The following is a 17,290-nucleotide window of genomic DNA, read 5'->3' as shown; positions in this document are numbered from 1 at the left end:
CCTGAACAGGCGATTCACCGGAGAACAGTTCATCGGCTTCCTGCGCAAGGCCTCGGCCGGACCCTGCTGGGGCGTAGATCGTGCTAAATGACAGGCCGTGAGGCCAAGGAGCGACATGGATTCGCAGACCACATCGCAGGAGCCGGAGGAGCTGGAAGACGACGGCCGCCGGCGCAGGGATTTCGTTCGTGGCGGTTTCTCTTTGGGTGGCGCGATCGCGCTCGCAAGCACCGCCTCAGCGACCGCCTCTACCGTGCCGAAAGACGACCATTGGGCGACACCGCGCACCGGCGGCAAGCTGCTCGTGCGTTGGCTCGGCGGTGGCGTCGTGGAACTCGCCACACCTGACTACAAACAGATTGCGTACGGCGACGCGTGGATCTGGAACAATGCGGGCTGGGATCGTTTCGGCGTCAAGAAGCCGCCGGAATATGCCAGTGCCAAGGGATTCGCCGACTATGTTGCTGGCAAGAATCCCGATGCCGTCTTTGTACTGCTCACCCATGACCATGGCGACCACATGGGCGATTACTTCGAGATGCTCAAAGCGCTGAACGACGCCGGGCTGCCAGTCAAGACCACGGGGCAGAGCGACATGATGCGCTCTGCGCTGGTGCCGGAGTTTCGTAAGGCGAGTCTCGATCCCGCGAAGATCGTGGTGAACGGCGGTGCGGGGATGAACTTTGGCGGAGTGTCCCGGCACGGCGACATGTCGGCTCGCCTGATTCCCGCCCTGCACTCCAACTTGTGTGGCTATCCGGCGGCAGGCTTCATCCTCGACATCGGTGGGGTTCGTGTGTACCTGAGCGGAGACACCGATCTTTTCGGCGACATGCGAATGATCGGTGAGCGTTACAAGCCCGACTTGGGCATCGTATCTGCGGGTGGCGGTCCGTTCACGATGGATCCGTCGGACGCGGCGCGGGCCAGTGCGTGGGTGGGCGTTTCCCATGGCATCCCGGTGCATTACGCGCACAACGGACTGGTGCTGGGTGTCGAGGCGGGTGAGCAATACCGTCAGGCTGCCTCGCACGTGGCGCCCTCGCTGCGGGTCTCGGTATTAAAGCCCGGCGAGCAAACGTTGATCACAGTCTGACGGTGTGCGTTGTGGCGGCGCGCGTGCCACGGGTGCAGGCCGTCAAGGCCGAAACAGCCACCGGAATGGCAAGCACGAGAGCGGGAGGGTGCAGCTAAGGCCGACGGGCAGTCATCACTGGTTGTGTTAAAGCCGAACGCAGCGCCGGGGTCGACGTCCGTGAATAACGGCTGTTTGCCGTGCAGTCGTGATTGACCGCATGGAGTCGTGTGCTGAACTTTGCAAATTGAGGCTCATGCGATGAGCGCCGAGTGGTTTGAACTTCACGATTTTTGTCAGTTCCGGCCATTCGGTGAGCATGTATAGATTGTTGACATTCAACTCGAATGGATCAGGGCCATTTCTTCCCGAGCGTTCGGGATTTCCATTCGTGTCGCATCGTCTATTCGCAATAGGAAGTCTGTATCGAATACGGGTTCGCCCCGCTGACGGGGCAGTATTCGGGTGTATGAGATGATGCCGATACTATTCAAACTTGCGTACCACGATGCCATCGCCCAGCGCAACACTGACTACCGCGCTTCCGTTGAACAGCGTAGCCAGCATACTTGCGTCAATGTTTTGCTTTGCCGTAGTGGATGCATTGGCGAAGACGGTCGCACTGCAGTATCCAGCGAATGAGGTGACATTCTTCCGAATGCTCTTCGGTCTGGTACCGGCGGTAGCGATCTGTTGCCGAGGACGTCTTTCGTTAACTGAGCGACTGGTCAACATCGACATCAAAGGGCAGACTGTACGTGCGCTGACACTGCTCGGCGCGTCAGGGCTGTTCTTTGCAGGCTTACCTTACGTTCCGTTGGGAGAAGCGGTCGCCCTTGCGTATTCTGAGACGCTGATTGTCATCCTGCTCGCGCCGCTGATTTTGAAAGAGCGGTGGACTGGAAGTGGAGTCGCGGCGGCGCTTGTCGGATTCTGTGGGGTGCTGCTTGTGGTTCGCCCAGGTGGCAGTCAGTCAAGCTGGTGGGGTCCAACGTTCCTTCTGTTGAGCGCCTTTTTCGGCGCACTGTCCATCGTTCAGATCAAGCGAATACGATCTACCGATGACTCAGCGACGACGGTTCTGTTTTTCACCTTGGTGGGTATGATTATTACTGGCTTTACGCTCGTGTTCAACTGGCGCACCCCATCTGTGGGAGCACTGTTGATCATGGCACTCGTCGGCGCTTTCGCGACCGCAGGACAGATTCTGATGACCGTCGCCTTTCGCCAGGCGGACGCGGGCAAGCTCGCACCGTATAACTACACGAGCATAGTATGGGCGGCGCTATTCGGCTACGTCGTATGGGGCGAGACGCTTCGGCCACTGTCTCTTGCGGGAATAGCACTCATCGTCGGGAGCGCCATCGCGGTCGCGGCTAGCCGCAAAGACAAGGAAGGTCCGCTCGCCTGACGGGTTATCCATCGGCGTTTGGCCAGCTTGTGTTAATAAAGGCCTGGCTCGAAGTGGTTGACAATCGAGGCAGGCGTCGGCGATTGCTTGCTGAAAGCAAACACGCGCAGAATATCCGATCAGACCTGTTCGGGAGCATGTGTATGGCAGACCATGGGTTATTGTCCTCCAAGCCACTGCGCGCCGCGTATTCGACAATAGATGCAACCGACCTTCGCGATCTCATTGCCTCGACATACCCGTTTGAATCACCGTTCGAATGCGGCTTGCTGAACAGAGGTTTCAACGATGTTTATCTTCTTCGCTTCCCCGATGGCCGCAGCAAGATAGCACGCCTCAGTTCGCGTCGAGCGAGGGGAGAATCAAACGTCGCCTATGAGACCTCGCTTCTCTGTCATCTGAAGGCCGCGGGCGGCGACGTGGCGGCGCCGCTTTCCACGAACACGGGCGCACTGAGTATCGAGGTCTACGCCGCTGAGGGTCGCCGCTCGCTTGTCGTGTTTGAGTTCCTTGCAGGTGATCCTCCCGGTACCGACCTGCAGGACACGAAAGCCATGGCTGCCAGCCTCGCCACTCTGCATCGTTTGGCGCAAGACTATAGCGGGCCGGCCAGTCATTACGTGCTGGATCTTCAGCATCTGGTGATTCGGCCGTTACAACGGCTATTGAATCACGCATCAATGGATGACCTCCTGGCGGGGCGCCTGAGAGAAATAGCCTCCAGCCTGATCGCAAAAATCGAAGCAACGACGCAACTGACCACGGTCTTCTGCCACGGTGACTGCCATGGCGGAAACACGTTTATGACAAGCTCTCCGGACGGCCGCCGTGTTGGTTCTTTTTTCGACTTTGACGACGGGGGCCCAGGTTACCTCGCATACGATCTTGCGGTCTACCTTTGGGCTGTATTGTTGAACAACAGGGAACTGGAGTTGAGCGCCGAGCAAAGCGAACAGTGGAGGTGCTTCGTCGATGGCTATCGCGAGGTGTCGCCATTGTCTCCGAGTGATTATTCGGCGATAGCGCTATTTGTTTCCGCCCGCCATTTCTGGTTTTTGGGTGAGTATGCGAGCCGCAGCGGCGAATGGGGCTCCGCAGCGCTTCCGCCGGAATGGCTCGAAAAACAAGTCGGGAAGCTCGAACAGTGGGGCGCACTCGAAACCCCGTGATCTAAAACTACATTCGAATTCCTTTGCACCCAACGGCCGCTAACGGGTTTTTGGAAGGGACCGCTCCAGGTCGATCACAGGCGTCGCCGCTCGGCCCAGGAGTAGCATGGTCGCGATGACTCACGAAGCCGTAAAGGCGTTCGAGGAAAACAGAGCGCCTCCGCACAGTTGATACCGACGTCCACGCCCTCATCGGGACCAGTAGAAATCCAAGGGAATCAGCTCGACGACCCATCCACCTTCTTCGCCCAGCGTGGCCGCCGGGTGCATGGAAGCGATGCGCAACGCCTCGTCATGGGTATCCGCCTCGATGATGAACAGGCCGCCCACCACCTCCTTCGACTCGATATAGGGCCCGTCGGTGACGTGCGTTTTACCACCGCGCGGGTGGAGCGTCCTCCATGTGTCCAGATCGCCAAGCGATGCGGAGACCAGTACCTTGTCGGTAGCCCGCATCCTGTCGTCCAATGCGGGGCATTGGCTCACCAGTTTCTTGACGTCGTCAGGCGCCATCGCGGCGAATTTTTCGTGGTTAAAGTAAGCCAAGCCGAGGTATTTCATGGGAGATCCTTTCGGTGTGAATAACCTGACGACGAAGCTGGTGATCGAAAATCGACATCATCCCGGAAGTTTGTAGCGGGATGGGCCAGACTGTCTGTTTTTGGCGGCTTGCGGTGCCGACCGCCGGGTCCTACTGCACGCGCTGATCGCGTGAGGCAGAGGTCGCCCAACTCCGGAGGCCCGAAGCTTTGGTCAAGATCGCGGGCATTCAGTGCTAATCCGACTCCTTCAGCGCGCTGGCGAGGTTTTCTGCCGCACGCTTTGTCGCAGTCCTGCGTTGCTCGATGAAGGAGGCATTTTTCTCGCGAATCGCTTCAGTCACTGCAGGCGGAGCAGTGCGCGGCGATCCCGCCTGATAGGGTGGAGCCGGATCGTATTCCATCTGGAGCTGGATCTCTTGAGCGATTTGATGACCTACCAGATCTGCGACAACGGTGAGAGCGAAGTCAATACCAGAGGTCACGCCAGCGCCTGTGATTCGATTGCGGTCCCGCACAACGCGTTCTTGTACGGGTTCAACGCCGAGCAAACTCAACTGGTCGATAGAGGACCAATGGCACGTTGCCCGATAGCCGGTGAGCAAGCCCGCTGCTGCCAGAACAAGTGATCCAGTACAAACCGATGTAACCAGTTTGCAACCGGCAGCAGCCTTTCTGAGGAAGTCTAGTGTGATCCCATCTTCCATGAGTTCGATCTGGCCCGGCCCGCCTGGAACGCAGATGACATCCAATGTAGGGCAGCCCTCGAATGTCGTGGTGGGCAGAATCGTGAGTCCACGGTCGGACGATACGGGGTCGAGCGTTTTCCAAAGTAGATGAATCTCGGCACCGGGCATCCGTCCGAATACTTCTGCCGGTCCAGTCAGGTCAAGTTGTGTCAGTCCGGGGAAGAGGAGGAGACCGACTCGGATCTTCTGATTATTCAAGATTATCTCCAAGGGTTTGCGTAACCATTGTAACGACCACTCTTGTTGAAAATCGGTTTGTCGAGCCGAACGTCGTGGCGATGGAAAGACGCTCCAGCGCTATCGTTGATGCGCGGCAGATTATTCGACTTCGAAGCCGGCGCCTTTTACGTTGGTGTGCCCGGCAGGGTGCACCGAAAAAAAGCCCGCCAGGAAGGGGCGGGCTGATCCGGCTGTGCTGTCATAAAGGATAAAAAGCGCCCAGACCGGGGAAGGTCTGAGCGAAGCCATCGGGAGCCCGACGGCGGAGGTACCAATACGAAACTGGCCGCGCTCTCGGGCATTGCCGCGCTAGCGAGGCAATTCTTCAAATAGGGGCGGGCAGAAGTACGGCGCACCTGGCCGTTCAGGCCAGGTGCTTCTGGCAGCTGCCCCGTACATTCGAAATCAACGCATTACGGGTGGCTGTACATCGCGTTCCAGTCCGCCTTCGACACGGCGGGGCGTCCTGCTTCCGAAGAACCACTCACGACACCGCCGTAACCGCTTGCCGCGCCGTTCTGCGCACTTACCTTCGCTTCAGCAGCCTGAATGTCAGTGGGGTAATAGGGATCTTCGCCATGGGCCGGGTTGTAGCCAGCCTTCTCGAGTTGGACCAGTTCGGCGCGTACCTGTGCCCGCGTGACAGGCGCATTCGATTGGGCGAATACAACAACGGGAGCAACAAGGGCAGATGCAACGACAACGGCTTGAATAAGGGACTTCATGATACTTACCTCCAGACTTTGCTTTGTCCTGTTACGAACACCCTGTTCGTAATCAATGACTACAGTCTAGGTAAGCATGTGCTTAAGATTAAGGCCGATGTCAGGAAGGGATTGTTGCTGGATTTGGGTAAACCCTCATTCTGCTCCGATGCCGTCGTCTTTCTGCTCGGAGGAGAGCTCAGCGTGCGACGCGGCAGCCGGTAGTTGGGCGCGTATGCATGCACGCATGTGTGACTACGGCGATGTCTATCTGGGGCTATGTTGCGCCGGGCTCGCGCTGCATCGTGACGCAACGAGTGGACGCCTGCATGAGCTTGCTTTCCAGGGCATCAGGCGGATGGAATCACACATTGGCGGACATCTGCAATCGTTACAGCAACAGTTGTAGTCAATAGGGAAGAGGTTGACCCGCTCCCGTTAGCGATGCGGCGCGGCACCACGGTCAAACGAAATCATCGGCGCTCGTCGGGATCTAACCCGCCCCGCGTTGCTGCCGTTCGTGAGACTTATTGCGTCTCCGAGTACTTGCGTGCGCGGGCCGTTATCAGATCCATCAATGCCAGCAGCACGGCGGAAACAACGAACGTCATATGGATGGCAATTCCCCAGATAAGTTCGCGATTGCTCGCGCTGCCAATGGTCATAAAAGCCTTAAGCACCTCAATCGCTGAAATTGCGACGATGGACGCCATCAGTTTGAGTTTGAGATCGCTGAACCCTACATGCCCAATCCACTCCGGAGTGTCTTCGTGACCGCCAAGTTCGAGTTTGGATACGAAGTTCTGGTAACCGCCAAAGATCATCATGAGAAGCAGGTTTGCCATCAGCGATAGATCGATAAGCGACAGAACGCCGAGAATGGTGTTTTCCCCGCTGATGGACAACGCATGTCGGGCCATTTCCCAGCTTTCCTGGCCGAACTTGATCAGGATAAGCACGAGACTCAGCGCGAGCCCCACATAGATTGGTGCGAGGAACCAGCGGATCTGAAAAAGTCCCTGCTCGATAATGTACTCGGCGAAGTTGGTAGGACGGCCACTGGTCTTTTCTGTAGGACGCGTTTGTTTCATAAAATCGAATGGAAAATTATCGGTGTTCGTGCGCTCGTCTTGCGAAGAGCGGTAGGGCGTTTTAACGTACGGCTGAGCGGTTCAGGAAGGCTTGAGGTGTTCAGCAAGAATGACACTGCCGATACTGGTCAGGACAATGCCTTATGCCATTTCCGCGCGCCTTCCAATCATCCGGCCGCGTAGCACCTCGGCGAACCGGCCAAAAAGAGGCATGAACGCTTCGATCACACCAAAGAACAGACCTGTTCCAAGGGCTTTGCGCCAGTGTGGACGACGTAGGGTGGTGCCCTTTCCGATGGCTGCGACAAATGCATCGGTGGACGTGGCGAAGGCGAGAAACCGTGTGGCGACTGGATTCATGAAGGGGAATGCTCATGGTCGGGCGGAAAACTGCGACGCACCGCGGTGCCCGACCGGTCGCTTGGTGTGTCGATGGTCTTGCCAATCAGACGGCTATTTGTGTGACCAGGAAGGTAGACGCAGGCGCTTCCAGGCGGGAGCCTGCTACGCCCAAAGACAGGCGTGAGAATATCACGACAGAAAGGATAATGTAATGAACGTGGTGAGCCCGTCAAGCAGCCTCGTCCCGCTTCAAAGACGTGGGCAAGGCAATGTCGAAAACGCCGGGCAGCCGCCCTACACTATGTGCACTCGAATGGACGTTGCAGCGTGAGAGCTGCCATCGAGGCACGGACGAGCGCCTGATGACCGTCTGCACGCTCTTCGGCTTCAGCCCGAAACGTACTCTCGCTGAAAGCAGTCAGCCTGAATCCGCATCCTTTCTCTTGGGACACGGTGATGCCCCAGTGCCAGCCGCCGACTTGTTCAAACACATGCAGGATCGCAGCCAACAGCTCGTCGCCAGCCGGGGAGGACGCCTCACCGACAACCTCGCTAGGGCGCTCGCCCATGGGAAGGAGGTCGAACTGGGCGTTCATCCCACCACGACCGACGGTGGGCGGCTGATTTCCACTGACAATGCTGTGGGAACACTGGCGCGAAGTTCCGCGCGTAATTGTTCAGGCTCCAGTTCGTCCTTGCACATCAGATCCAGATGCAGTGATTCCTGTTTTTCCTGGGCGTCAATATTGACGCCCCACTCTTGGGCCTTGACACCAAAGTGCAGCAGGCTCCGCCACACGGGCACCATGTGTAATTCTCCCTGACGGGCCGTCACCGCGACGCGGGTCAAATACATGCGATTTCTCCGACGAATGGCACTGATCATCAGCCAGCAATCTGCTCACGTCAGATTTTTGCGCCGAAAAAAAGTCATGACTGTGAATTCGTACGAACGCGTAAAACCATCAAAGAATATCGGTATCGCTTGAATCATGTGACGCGTATGACAAGCGCCTTTCGGGCTGGGGCGTTCACGTTAGCCCTCACGGTCGGCGGCCGAGGAGGGCATTAAACCAGCCATGCATTTCGAGGTTTTGACGAGTACTGGGCCGGCAATTCCGACGCGGTGATCCGGGCGAGTAAGCCAGACCAGATTTCAGGCTGCGCAATCGCCATAGGTCTTCATTGCGGCGCTTCGGGCACACGCCTGGTGGGCCACGAGATCATCTAAGCTTGCCGGATCGTTGTTCGAGTAGCTCCTTGATTCTCAGGATACGGATCACGCCGTAATACACGAGGATCGCTCCGCTAGTCACTCGCCCTGAGCCTTCGCTTGCATAAAAGTTGTTATCGCGAGTCAGTATGCGGCAGACGTTGTCATGGCGAATCGCATTCATCCGCTGGCCCGGTGCTTCATCGATCCGCGCGGCGTTAAAGTGCGCGTGGCGAAGCCAGAGTCCAGTTCGATGCAGCGGCGGTACGCGATCATTCTGCCCGCGCGGATGGCGCTAAGCGTTGTCCGCGCATTCGGACTCCATCTGGCGAAGCACGGAGTGAAAGCTCGTCAGCAGGCTCCCTCCGGGCATGCCCGCCTCTCCAAATAGACGCATCTGCACCTCGATGGCGACGGGCAATGCCTGACGCATGCTTTGCAAGCCTGCCTCGGTGACCGCAATGTCTTTGGCGCGCACATCGGTCAGGCTTGTTGTCCTGCTGACCATTCCTTTCTCTTCCAGCGACTTGAGCATTTGGGACAGCTGGACCTTGTGAATTTCGCTATGTCTGACCAATCTCGTCAAGGTAACAGATTCGTTATCCTGAGCAAGCCACGCCGTAAGCGTTAGCGTTGTGAACTGCAGATGGGTGAGTCCCATGGGCGATAAAGCTCTGTCGACTTCGCGCTGATATAGATGAAACATCTTCCATAGAATGAACCCTATTGCCCGGTCGGGCGCGCCTAGCGAGACGCTTTTGAAGGTTTTGCGGATCTTGGTGTGCATGGTTGTCATGTAGGGAAACGCTCCTTCCTGAACGAAACAAATGAGTCTTGCATCGAAGGCAGACCCGCACTATTGTAAACGCATTAACAATTCTCGTCTGGCCGATATTCATCCTCAGGAGCCCACGATGAACCGAATCCCTCTCGACATTGCATTCTGTAACTATGACCGCGTTCAACCTCTCGTTAGCGGCTCGGTCAGGATTGACGGCGTCGATGCGACTTTTCATACCGAGCGCATCGTCACCGAGATTTTCAAGGGAATGATTGCCGAGCGGAAATACGACGTGTCCGAACTGGGCATGACCTATCTTCTTCGTGTCATCGACAGGCCAGACCCAGAATTTGTCGGTATCCCGGTGTTTCCGAACCGGGCGTTTCGTCACTCAGCTATTTATGTCAACAACGCCAGCGGCATCAGACGCCCTGAAGACCTTGCTGGAAAGAGGATAGGCGAACTTGCACTTTACGGTCACGACGCGGGCGTCATGCCCAAAGGCATCTTGTCAGATGACTTTGGATTCAAGCCCGAAATTGCGAGATGGCTTGTCGGTGGCATCGATTTTCCGATGGAACCGGTCAAGTATGTGCCGCAGCGTCACCCCGGGAACGTGCAAGTTCAATGGGCGGACACAGAAGCCGATTTGGGCCGGATGCTGGAGGAGGGTGAACTCGACGCGCTGATCTCGGCGGACGTGCCGAAGTGCGTACTCGAGGGCTCGGAAAAGGTCAGTCGACTCTTCCCTGACTATGTGAAGGTCGAGCAGGAATACTACGCTCGCACGGGAATCTTCCCGATCATGCATACGGTCGCGGTGCGGCGTGAACTTGCCGGGAGTCGACCCGACCTCGTGAAGGCGCTCTATTTCGCGCTCTGCAAAGCGAAGGAAACGACGATGGAGGGTCTGGTCCAAGGGATGACGTTTAACAACATGTCGCTCATGATTCCCTGGACAACGAATCTGCTGCAGGAGATTCGCAACGCCTTGGGGCACGACTGGTGGCCATACGGCATGCGTGCGAATCGCGAGGCGATTGACGCGATCCTGCGTTATCACTTTGAGCAAGGGATTACGTCGCGTCGCTTTTCGGCGGAAGAGGTCTTTGTGCCGTATCTGATGGATACCTGAGTCACGCGAGTCGAGCCTGAGCAGTTCGACCACGACACGCGCCACAACTCCAAAGCCATGCAGAATACTGCTATAAACGGTATATACTGTTTATACCGTATTCAACATTGGAGGTTTTTTGTGAATGAACCCATTGCCAAGAAGGCAACTAAAAAGAGGTTTCATTTCCCCAAGAGCGCTGACGCCCCCGCTGTGGAGGTCGACGACGCGGAGCCGACCGGGACCGCACATGTGAAAAAGGTTGCTGCGACTGATAAAAAGGCATCGAAGCGGCAGACGGCGAGCGTGGCTGAAGTATCACCGCCCGCGGCTGAGATTGAAGCCAGAGCGAAACGTGCGAAGAAGGAGAAGGTCGTACGGGATAGTTTTACGATGCCGAAATCCGATTACGAGAAAATCGCGGCGTTGAAGCAGAAGTGTCTGGCAGCGGGCGTATCGGCAAAGAAAAGCGAAATCTTGCGTGCCGGGCTGCTTTTGCTGGACGCTGCTGCGCCGAAGCGGCTCCTGGCCGCAGTGACGGCGGTCGAGCCAGTCAAAACGGGCCGTCCTGCGAAATCGTAAGCATCCGACTAACGGCAAGCGCTGCTCTTGATGAAGAACGGGGTCCTTCCCGCTTCAGCGAGTGTGGCGCCCGAGGCCTTTCGCGTCGTGCGAGGACCACATCGGTTATGCTGAACCCGCAACAGCACGCAATCTCGTTGCTGGGTCCAGATGCCATTCCCACTGCAATCTGCGCTGGGAAGACGTCGTAACGGGTGCGTGTGCCGGGAAAGTTCGGCATGTGAAGCATGTCAACGGCGTACAGACAAATGTCTTCAGGAGAGGCCGGCGTATTCAATGTCCCGCCTCGACTCCTGAATAGATTCTTGAGCAGAAAGTCTGCAACTGAGGCAACCCAACGTTTAGCCTGCCGTTGCAAAGGTGCACAATCTACGTGGCCGTCGGGAATTTCAGGTTTTGACGTACCCGTTTCGCGGCAAATAACGGGAGGTAATCCATGATACGTGCGTCGCGCCGATAATCCTCGAGTGCATCGGCATACATCTTTGACACCAGTTCTTCATCGTTGTCGGTGGATTCTGCGATTTCGTGGACGATTGCTTCCGAACTGGTTGTTTGCATAACGCTCTCCGTGGATTTCAGTCACAACGCTATATTCGAGTGCAAGCTCTCAGCATATCCCCAATCCAATTGACCAATCGTTGCGCGGCGTCACACGCCTGAATATCGTCGCAAGTCGATGAGCTTTCGCGACGCTGTCACATGCTTCGTCCAGCCTTGTTTGCGAGCGCGTACCCGCCGCAGCCTTCCTGAGAGCAAACATCGAGCGCGTCAGTTTTCGCCCAGACGAATTGACATCTGTGCAATGCGCGAGCAGCTGGCCAACGAAGAATTCGTTGAACTGGCCGATGCGTCGGGCCTCGTCTGGAAGAAGACGCCAGACCGCGTGGCTGCCGGCCGGGACTACGCGCTACCTGATTTCGAATCGGCGAGAGAGCGGCGACTGAGGCCCTGTCGGGAAACTCAAGGTTCTTCCTTCTCGCGGGCGGGTTTCTCCTGCGCCGCGTGAACCCGATTGTCCGGCGCCACTGCAATTAGCCAATCACAGGCGGGCGCGCATGCACCATACGAGTGCTACATGTCACGAAACATTCACTTAACAAAAGATGCCTGCCGCCGTAATAAAGTCGCCCTGCTGCGATGTCCGCAGTGTTCGTCTTCGACAGGCACCACCCCGCAACCTTAGCTAGCGGCGCCGGTCCGGTTTAGATAGGTCACCCATGCGCAATCTCACGGTTAAAAGCCGCCTCTTTCTTGTTACTGTTGCAGTCGCCCTCGTCCTGATAGTTATCGGTGCAACTGCCCTCATTGGTCTTACACAGGCGACTAACGTGCTGCAGGTCATGTTCGAGGGCAGAGCGAAGTCCGTGCAGATCATTTCGACTATTGACGAACTGGTTGCGGATACTCGCTTCTCGGTAAGCGACGCCATTCTCGACCCGTCCGCAGACAAGACGAAGCTCGTCACTGAAGCCACCACGAGCCGTATCCAGCAGGTAGACACACTGATGGCGCAGTACCTCGCGAATACGCGGTCCGGAGAAGAGGGCAAGCTTGCCTCGCAATTCTCGGCGAGCTGGGCCTCACTGCGAGACAAGGGTCTTCGTCCTGCGGTCCAGTTGCTCGCTGCGAACAACCTCTCCGAAGCACAGTGGGTGGAAACCCAGACCATCGAGCCAACGACGAAATCAGTGCGCACACAGGGTACGGAACTGCGCAAGATGGAGTTAGCAGGCGCACAGAAGGAGTATGACCACGCACGCACTTCCGGACATGTCGTGCAATTGGTCGTCGTGGTGTTTGTACTCGGCGGCCTCGCCGTCGTCGCGCTGATTTGTATCGCGATGGCGCGCAGCCTCTTTCGGGAACTGGGCGGTGAGCCGCATCTCGCAGCCGAAGTTGCCCGGCGTGTGGCCGGCGGGGACCTGTCGGTTAGCGTTCACGTTGCGGCCGGTGACACACGGAGTGTTCTTTTTGCAATGGGTGCCATGCGGGACCGACTCGCATCGATGATTGGAGACATCAAAGAGTCAACGGAAACCATTACTGAGGCGTCCGCCGGCATTGCTGCGGGCAATACCCTGTTGGCAGGAAGAACGGAAGAACAGGCGGCGGGCATTCAACAGACTTCCGCGACAATGGAAGAACTGGCGTCGACGGTCAAGGCCAACGCCGAACACGCAGAAAAGGCTCATGCCCTCGCAAAGATCGCGTCTGAAAAGGCGGGCGACGGCAACCGTGCAGCAAAGGACGCAATCGAGCGAATGACTGAACTTGCACACCGTTCGGGACGCGTCCGCGAGATAACGTCGGTGATTGAAGGCATTTCTTTTCAGACTAATCTGCTCGCGCTGAACGCGGCCGTCGAGGCCGCCCGGGCGGGTGCGGATGGTCGAGGCTTCGCGGTCGTCGCGCAGGAAGTTCGTGCGCTTGCCGAGCGCAGTTCGCGTGCCGCAAAGGAAATCGATGCCCTCATCAAGGGCATAACAACCGAAGTTGATTTGAGCAGCAACGCTGTCAATATGGCCGCCTCGACCATTGGCGACTTGATGGGTGCTGTCTCCGGTGTCTCGCAACTGGTCGGATCGATTGCCAGCGCGTCGAGCGAGCAAAGTGTCGGCATCGACCAGGTCAACGCCGCCGTAGCGACGATGGACCAGATGACACAGAAGAACGCGGCATTCGCTCAGGACGGCGTCCAGGCGGCGAGTGCGCTTGAATCTCAGGCGCAGTACCTGCGCACCGCTGTGCGGGCATTCCAACTCTGACAGGAGCGCATCGAGGATGCAACCACATGCCCCCATCTGTTCGCATAGCGGCTGCGATCTGAAGAGTCGAATCAAATGCCATGTGAGGCTCGCCACCGCCGTTAGGGCAAACACCGTGGACGGCGAGCTCCGTCGATACAAAGGGCCGATCTGCCGCCGCGTAGGGTCGTTCGTTACTTTGCCGCGATATTTGAAACTCTCCTTCGACCCGCGCCTAAAGCATGAGCCCGGCTCGTCAAAAGTCCATTGTAATTAGTCGGCGAGTACATGAGGGCGCAGCCGATGGTGAGCGTCGCTGGAGATGATCTATGTTCAAAATGAAGGCCAAACGCTCGCGAGGTACGGGCACGGACGCCAATTCGGGTGCGCGCAGCAGCGGATTGTCACGAGACGCGCGCAGAGTGGCGCTCTCCATCCTGGCGGTTGGTCTGATTCTCGCTGCCATTGCCGCGAACACCATTCTCGCCCTTCGCCAGACGGAGGAGCAGGACAATACCTTGCAGGCGCTTCAGACATCCAGCCGATTGAAGCGGGACTTGGACCAGCTGCAGCAGATCATGCTCGACGAGCACGGCGAACTCTATACGCTCATTAGTACAAAACCGTTCTACAGACGCTCAGCATACGTCTTCCCATTGCGCGGGCTACTCGACCTGACCAACGATGTTCGCGAGGCCTGCAAACGAAGAGCCACCTGTCTCTCGCAACTCGACGATCTCGATGGAATGCTACGGCTGCTCGGAGAGCGAAGCGATGCGTTATCCAGACGGGCAATGGAGCATCCCGGCAGTGTCGGACTAGGCGACGCCGGATTGAGCGAAATCGACGCCTATTTTTACGCCGTCCTTGAACACGTCGTCGAAGTCAGAATGCAGGCTGACGCGGCCACTGACATAGCGGTCAGCGAGTCGTCGCGCGATGCCAAGTCGGCCTCGACCGCCCTGCTGCTCTGTGGCCTTGCAGCTGCTACGCTATTGCTTGCGTTGATTCACTGGAACTCGCGCATAGCGGCTAAATTACGTTTCACGCTTCGTCAGGCAGACGGAGCGAGAATGAAATATCAACGATTCTTCGACGAACATCCGCTGCCGATTTGGGTCTTCGACGATGAATCGTTGCAGATTATCGCTTCCAACCGGGCGGCGCAGCGCAATTTCGGCTACTCGGACGCCGAATTGCTCGGCATGTCGCTGGCGGATGTCCGTCCTGACGAAGAGCGCGTTCGCTTTTACGAGGCGATGGCGCAGCGCCACGGTGAACACGGCGAGATCACCCGTCCGGTTGGCGTCTGGACCTACCTGACTAAAGATGGCGCACGTCTATCGATGGATGTTCATCACCTGAGTCTGGAAACAGAAGGCCGTAGGGTCACCCTCTCGGTGATGGTCGACGTCACGCTCATGACGGTCGCACAGGCGGAACTTTTCAAATCGAAGCAAACGCTCGAATACGTTCTCGACCACGTGCCGCAGGGTATTGCCTGGAAAGACGCCAATCATCGCTATGTCGGCGGTAATGAGATTTACGCGCGGGATGCGGGACTTGCATCGCGACACGCGTTGATTGGGCTGAGCGACTACGACCTTCTATGGGGTGACGACCCCGATGCGGTAATTGCCGAAGATGCGCGGGTCATGGCCGGTGAGCTGACATGGAGGCATCTGGAACGTGCGGCGATCGCCGTTGACGGTTCGGAAGTCTGGATATCGGAGACCAAGCTCCCCTTGGAGGACCAGAGCGGGGCCGTCATTGGTGTGCTCAGGGCCTATGAGAACGTCACTAAACGCCGGCACGCCGAGGTCGCTTTGCGTTTGCAAAGCAGAGCCCTCGAGGCGAGCATCAACGGCATCATCATTGCGGAAGTTCGCGCGGGCCGGCACATCATCATGTTCGTCAACGAGGCGTTTGAACGCATTACCGGCTACGGGCACGCCGACGTTCTGAATGCCGACTGTAACGACCTTTTCTGCCTGAATGGAGAGCCGGATAAATGGGACGTTGTCCGGCGGGCCCTGAATGACAATACGGAAACGAACGCGACCCTGCTCTGTACGCGGAAGGACGGAAAGCGCTTCTGGAACAATATCCTGGTCGCTCCGGTTCGAGATGAAGCGGGGGCGGTAACGCACCACATAGGCGTGATGAGTGACGTTTCGGCGCTCGTCGAATACCAGCAGCGGTTGGAATACCAGGCGCGATATGACTCGTTGACTGAACTGCCTAACCGCACTCTGCTGGATGAGCGACTGGTGGAATCGATTGCACGAGCCGCCGCCACTGAAGGAAGCGTGTCAGTGCTCTTCCTCGACCTCGACCGGTTCAAGGAGGTCAACGACTCCCTGGGGCATCGCGTCGGCGATGCACTGCTTGCACGCGTTGCCAAACGCCTGCAGCGGCTCGTTCGCGCAACCGACCTCGTGGCGCGATACGGAGGTGACGAGTTCATTATCGTCGCGGAGCGCTCGAATGCAGAGCAATTGATGCCTATGCTCGACAGGATCGTCGCTGCCATGTCCGAACCATTCAATATGGGCATTCAGGAGCTCTACGTCGAAGCCAGTATTGGCGTCAGCACATTTCCCCAGGACGGACCGGACGCGGACACCTTGATTCGCAATGCCGATTCGGCCATGTATCTTGCGAAAGCACACGGGCGCAATGGGTACAAGTTCTATCGTGCTGAACTCAACGCCGCTGCGGCCGAAAGATTGCAACTTTCGACGCAACTGAGGCGGGCGGTCAAGACGCAGGCGCTGCAACTCGCATATCAGCCTCAGATAGACATGCTGACGGGACGGATATTCGGTGCCGAAGCGTTATTGCGCTGGAACGACCCTGAGTTGGGCGCCGTCTCGCCCGCGACGTTCATTCCGATTGCCGAAGAGAGCGGGATGATTCAGGTCATCGGCGAATGGGTGCTCCGAACGGCCTGCCAGCAGGCCAAATCCTGGCTCGATCAGGGCTTGCCGCCCATCCGGGTCTCGGTGAACGTGTCGCCCGTGCAATTGGAGCGTTCCGATCTGGTGTCGGTCGTGAAGACGGTGCTGCAAGATTCGCAACTGGCCGCCGATTGTCTTGAGCTTGAAGTCACGGAAGGGGCACTCATGCGCAACGCGGACGATGCAGCCCGGACGCTCCGGGAACTGCGCAGCCTGGGCGTGAAGATCGCCATCGATGACTTCGGTACCGGATATTCGAGCCTGAGTTATCTGAAGCGCTTCAGCGTCGACCGGATCAAGATTGACCGTGCATTTGTGCGCGAAATCGGGATTGACGAAGAATACGAAGCGTTGACACTCGCCGTGATTGGCATCGCCAAGGCACTGAAGTTCGACGTGCTGGCTGAAGGCGTTGAACTCGATGTCCAGAAGCACTTCCTGATAGGCCACGGTTGCACGGAAGCCCAAGGCTTCCTCTACAGCCAGGCCGTGAGCAGCGGGCAGTTCGCGCAGATGCTGCGCGAGTCGGACGAGGCGCTCAATCCGCACGCTGCTGATGCAGTGGAAACGGCACAGGAAGCAGCAGCCTCGTAG

General features: G+C 57.6%; 16 protein-coding genes and 1 pseudogene. 8 read left to right on the top strand and 9 right to left on the bottom strand.

Features of this window, described 5'->3' with window-relative positions:
- The first annotated feature begins 115 nt into the window (after nucleotides 1–115).
- The 3 genes from AAGS40_RS28575 (at nucleotide 116) to AAGS40_RS28565 (ending at nucleotide 3,655) form a co-directional block, all read left to right on the top strand.
- Nucleotides 116–1,096, top strand: coding sequence for an MBL fold metallo-hydrolase (locus AAGS40_RS28575; protein WP_345816924.1), 981 nt, complete (start codon nucleotides 116–118; stop codon nucleotides 1,094–1,096).
- A gap of 487 nt (nucleotides 1,097–1,583) precedes the next feature.
- A complete protein-coding gene (locus AAGS40_RS28570; RefSeq protein WP_345816923.1) occupies nucleotides 1,584–2,486 on the top strand; it encodes a DMT family transporter in 903 nt (300 codons plus the stop codon).
- Between the two features lie 143 nt (nucleotides 2,487–2,629).
- Nucleotides 2,630–3,655: a phosphotransferase gene (locus tag AAGS40_RS28565; RefSeq protein ID WP_345816922.1), complete on the top strand. Its 1,026-nt coding sequence runs from the start codon at nucleotides 2,630–2,632 to the stop codon at nucleotides 3,653–3,655.
- Between the two features lie 189 nt (nucleotides 3,656–3,844).
- Here the strand turns inward: AAGS40_RS28565 and AAGS40_RS28560 are convergent, their stop codons facing one another.
- The 8 genes and pseudogenes from AAGS40_RS28560 to AAGS40_RS28525 form a co-directional block, all read right to left on the bottom strand.
- Nucleotides 3,845–4,216: a YciI family protein gene (locus tag AAGS40_RS28560; protein WP_345816921.1), complete on the bottom strand. Its 372-nt coding sequence runs from the start codon at nucleotides 4,214–4,216 to the stop codon at nucleotides 3,845–3,847.
- Nucleotides 4,217–4,430: 214 nt separating this feature from the next.
- Nucleotides 4,431–5,141: a DJ-1/PfpI family protein gene (locus tag AAGS40_RS28555; RefSeq protein WP_345816920.1), complete on the bottom strand. Its 711-nt coding sequence runs from the start codon at nucleotides 5,139–5,141 to the stop codon at nucleotides 4,431–4,433.
- 434 nt (nucleotides 5,142–5,575) lie between these two features.
- The gene (locus AAGS40_RS28550; RefSeq protein WP_345816919.1) at nucleotides 5,576–5,887 is read right to left on the bottom strand and encodes a DUF4148 domain-containing protein; all 312 of its coding nucleotides are present in this window, start codon (nucleotides 5,885–5,887) and stop codon (nucleotides 5,576–5,578) included.
- A 506-nt stretch (nucleotides 5,888–6,393) separates the two neighbouring features.
- Entirely contained in the window at nucleotides 6,394–6,957 is a 564-nt protein-coding gene (locus tag AAGS40_RS28545; protein ID WP_345816918.1) for a TIGR00645 family protein, read from the bottom strand.
- 198 nt (nucleotides 6,958–7,155) lie between these two features.
- Nucleotides 7,156–7,317: pseudogene (locus tag AAGS40_RS28540) on the bottom strand (hypothetical protein); the annotation flags it as partial.
- 281 nt (nucleotides 7,318–7,598) lie between these two features.
- Nucleotides 7,599–7,895: a hypothetical protein gene (locus AAGS40_RS28535; RefSeq protein ID WP_345816917.1), complete on the bottom strand. Its 297-nt coding sequence runs from the start codon at nucleotides 7,893–7,895 to the stop codon at nucleotides 7,599–7,601.
- The gene (locus tag AAGS40_RS28530; protein ID WP_345816916.1) at nucleotides 7,892–8,155 is read right to left on the bottom strand and encodes a hypothetical protein; all 264 of its coding nucleotides are present in this window, start codon (nucleotides 8,153–8,155) and stop codon (nucleotides 7,892–7,894) included. The genes AAGS40_RS28535 and AAGS40_RS28530 overlap by 4 nt, the downstream gene beginning before the upstream one ends.
- 652 nt (nucleotides 8,156–8,807) lie before the next feature.
- A complete protein-coding gene (locus AAGS40_RS28525) occupies nucleotides 8,808–9,308 on the bottom strand; it encodes a MarR family transcriptional regulator (protein ID WP_345816915.1) in 501 nt (166 codons plus the stop codon).
- Nucleotides 9,309–9,426: 118 nt separating this feature from the next.
- Between AAGS40_RS28525 and AAGS40_RS28520 the strand changes: the two genes are divergently transcribed.
- Both AAGS40_RS28520 and AAGS40_RS28515 read left to right on the top strand, forming a co-directional pair.
- Complete coding sequence (locus tag AAGS40_RS28520) at nucleotides 9,427–10,428, top strand: hypothetical protein (protein WP_345816914.1); 1,002 nt, start codon at nucleotides 9,427–9,429, stop codon at nucleotides 10,426–10,428.
- A 120-nt stretch (nucleotides 10,429–10,548) separates the two neighbouring features.
- The gene (locus tag AAGS40_RS28515; protein WP_345816913.1) at nucleotides 10,549–10,989 is read left to right on the top strand and encodes a hypothetical protein; all 441 of its coding nucleotides are present in this window, start codon (nucleotides 10,549–10,551) and stop codon (nucleotides 10,987–10,989) included.
- Between the two features lie 369 nt (nucleotides 10,990–11,358).
- Here AAGS40_RS28515 and AAGS40_RS28510 read toward each other — a convergent pair whose 3' ends face one another.
- Nucleotides 11,359–11,550: a DUF3562 domain-containing protein gene (locus AAGS40_RS28510; protein ID WP_345816912.1), complete on the bottom strand. Its 192-nt coding sequence runs from the start codon at nucleotides 11,548–11,550 to the stop codon at nucleotides 11,359–11,361.
- Nucleotides 11,551–11,794: 244 nt separating this feature from the next.
- Here AAGS40_RS28510 and AAGS40_RS28505 point away from each other — a divergent pair, with 244 nt between their 5' ends.
- From AAGS40_RS28505 to AAGS40_RS28495, 3 genes are all read left to right on the top strand, one after another.
- Nucleotides 11,795–11,998, top strand: coding sequence for a hypothetical protein (locus tag AAGS40_RS28505; protein WP_345816911.1), 204 nt, complete (start codon nucleotides 11,795–11,797; stop codon nucleotides 11,996–11,998).
- Nucleotides 11,999–12,209: 211 nt separating this feature from the next.
- Nucleotides 12,210–13,757 (top strand): methyl-accepting chemotaxis protein, encoded by a 1,548-nt coding sequence (locus tag AAGS40_RS28500; protein ID WP_345816910.1) that lies wholly within the window; start codon nucleotides 12,210–12,212, stop codon nucleotides 13,755–13,757.
- A 308-nt stretch (nucleotides 13,758–14,065) separates the two neighbouring features.
- Nucleotides 14,066–17,290 (top strand): EAL domain-containing protein, encoded by a 3,225-nt coding sequence (locus AAGS40_RS28495; protein WP_345816909.1) that lies wholly within the window; start codon nucleotides 14,066–14,068, stop codon nucleotides 17,288–17,290.

Origin of the sequence: Paraburkholderia sp. PREW-6R (assembly GCF_039621805.1) — a bacterium.
Taxonomy (GTDB): Bacteria; Pseudomonadota; Gammaproteobacteria; order Burkholderiales; family Burkholderiaceae; genus Paraburkholderia.
This window is presented reverse-complemented; position numbering and strand designations above follow the sequence as displayed.